Raw genomic sequence first — 2,480 nt, forward strand, 5'->3', positions numbered from 1 at the left:
TTGTGGGGGTGATCGGCTTTGAACAACGTATCCACGAACTCGTCGGCGGTCAGCCGGAGCTGGCCGAACTCATGGAACCGCTTCTCGTCGCCCGACGCGTTTTACGCGAACCGGCGACGCCGCGGTTCCTCAGATCGTTCATGACCTTGAGCCAGAATTTGGCGCCTTCGGTTTGCTCGATCCAAAGCCCGAGCACGTCTTTCTCGCCCGATGCAGTGATGCCCAGCACGACGTAGACTGCCTTGTTCTTGACCATCCCCTCATCGCGAATCTTGACCCTGAGCGCGTCGAAGAAGACCACCGGATAGATCGCTTCCAGCGGCCGGCTCTGCCATTCGCGGACCTCGTCGAGAATCGCGTCGGTGACCTTGCTGATCAGATCGGGGGACACCTCGGTGCCGTAGAGCTCGGCCAGATGGCCCTGGATCTCCCGTACCGTCATGCCCCGCCCGTAGAGACTGATGATCTTCTCGTCGAAGCCGTCGAAGCGGGTCTGGCCCTTCGCGACGATCACCGGTTCGAACGTGCCGGCGCGGTCGCGCGGCACCTCGATCTCGATCTCGCCGTCGTCCGTCAACAGCGCTTTGCTGCTTGTGCCGTTGCGGCTGTTGCCCGACCCGCGGCCCGCCGGGTCGCCCTTCTCATAGCCAAGGTGGTGGGTCAGCTCCGCACCCAGTGCGCGCTCCAGAAGCGCCTTCTTCAGTCGTCTGAAAAGCCCGTCTTCGCCGGCTAAGTCTTCTGGCTTGAGGCTGCCCCCGGCAAGAAGCTGGTCCAAAATCTCAGGTGAAAAATTCGTAGCCATGTGAGTCTCCTGTCAAAGGTAAACTCACAGAAACCATCTTACACCGAGTTACTGACACCCTCTCAGCACGCGAGTCAGATTGTTCCGTCTCGTTCTACTGATCCCATGCTGGGAGAGCCATACGGCTGATCCCGAAGAGAAGCACGGCCCCGCGAGCGGTACCGAACCCAAGGAGGCACCCAATCAAGCCCTTGACTAATTCCGGCTCGAGTGATTTCCAGCTTCTGTCTGATCTTCGGATGCTAGCCGGGGAAGTCGCGGAGCTCCTTGACGAGATTGAACGGTTTCACACAACTGCATCGCAAAGTGCTTCTACTTGCCCGGGAAAGCGAGGTCTGTCATCGGTTGATGACGATCCCTGGTGTCGGCCCCGTCACGTCGCTGGCCTTTATCAGCACGATCGACGTTCCCGCCCGCTTCAAGAGTTCGAAAGCCGTCGGGCCGTCCCTTGGATTGACGCCAGTTCTCAACCAGTCCGGCGAAAGCCACCGCATCGGCCGGATTTCGCTGTGCGGTGATGAAGCCATGCGAGCGCTACTCTATGAGGCCGCACAGGTCATGCTGACGCGGGTGCAGAAATGGTCCTGGCTCAAGGCGTGGGCCATGCAGATCGCCAAACGAACATCCTGATCGCCGTCGTCGACGGTCTGAAGGGCTTTCCCGAGGCGATCAACAGCGTCTTTCCCAAGGCGATGGTCCAGACCTGCATCGTGCATTTGATCCGCAACAGCCTATCCTTCGTGTCCTGGAAGGATCGCAAGGCGATCCTTCCCTCGATCAAGGCGATCTATCATGCCGAGAATGCCGACGCCGCTCTGCTCAGGCTCGAGGACTTCGAAGCCGAGTGGGGCAAGCGCTATCCCGCGATCGGGGCGGCCTGGCGCCGGGCGTGGGAGCACGTCATTCCGTTCTTCGCCTTCGCGCCGGAGATACGCAAAATGATCTATACCACCAACGCGGTCGAGGCGCTGAACCGTTCGCTGCGCAAGATCATCAAAACACGCGGCAGCTTCCCCAACGACGAGGCGGCGATGAAGCTGCTTTACCTCGCCATCAGAAATGCCGGCATCCATTGGCGACGACCGGTTGCATGGACGGCCGCAATGGGCCAGTTTGCCATCCAGTTCGGCGAGCGCTTTGCAGGCTCAGCGGACTGACCCCATGGGGTCAGTCCGCTGACCCCGCAAACCCCTCACAGAGACGCTCTTACACAAAACTTCTGACACTCCCCGTGCTGATCGCAAGGACGCGACCGTACAAGAGCCCAAAGCGAACTCATCTCGTCCATCGTCCCGCGAGGGACCTCCTCCCGCTAAACAACGGGTGCGTGGACCGCGCGTCGCACTATTGTGCCGCGGGCGTGGCCTCCCGTGTCCAGCGGAATTCCGTTCCGTCGCTCCACATGCGGTGCATGATGACGGCGAGCCGCCGCGCCAAAGCGACGATCTGGACACTCGAGGTTCTCGGGTTCGATCACCTGCTCGATGCGCGGCAGGTGCGCGGGAAAGGCACGGGCAGCGCGCCTGGTCCGGCGGCTGGACGGCGCCGTGCCGGCGCGGCGCGCACGATCGTCCTGGCGTTCCTGGACTTCGGCGATGGCAATCTCGATGTCCTCGAGAACCAGTTGCATCTGATCGGGATTGAACTTCTCCGAGCGTTTACCGAAACGTGCGCGCTC

At 61.2% G+C, this 2,480-nt stretch carries 4 pseudogenes; 2 read left to right on the plus strand and 2 right to left on the minus strand.

Features of this window, described 5'->3' with window-relative positions:
- Positions 1 to 115: 115 nt before the first annotated feature.
- Positions 116 to 802, minus strand: a pseudogene (locus QJT78_RS50155) (IS256 family transposase); the annotation flags it as partial.
- A 294-nt stretch (positions 803 to 1,096) separates the two neighbouring features.
- Here QJT78_RS50155 and QJT78_RS50160 point away from each other — a divergent pair.
- A pseudogene (locus QJT78_RS50160) lies at positions 1,097 to 1,423 on the plus strand (IS110 family transposase); the annotation flags it as partial.
- Positions 1,423 to 1,959: pseudogene (locus QJT78_RS50165) on the plus strand (transposase); the annotation flags it as partial. The pseudogenes QJT78_RS50160 and QJT78_RS50165, both read left to right, overlap by 1 nt.
- Positions 1,960 to 2,342: 383 nt before the next feature.
- On the opposite strand, the pseudogene QJT78_RS50170 reads toward QJT78_RS50165, so the two are convergent.
- Positions 2,343 to 2,432 (minus strand): annotated as a pseudogene (locus QJT78_RS50170) (hypothetical protein); the annotation flags it as partial.
- Positions 2,433 to 2,480: the final 48 nt, after the last annotated feature.

The organism is Bradyrhizobium sp. Mp27 (assembly GCF_029953005.1).
In the GTDB taxonomy this organism is placed as follows: Bacteria; Pseudomonadota; Alphaproteobacteria; order Rhizobiales; family Xanthobacteraceae; genus Bradyrhizobium; species Bradyrhizobium barranii.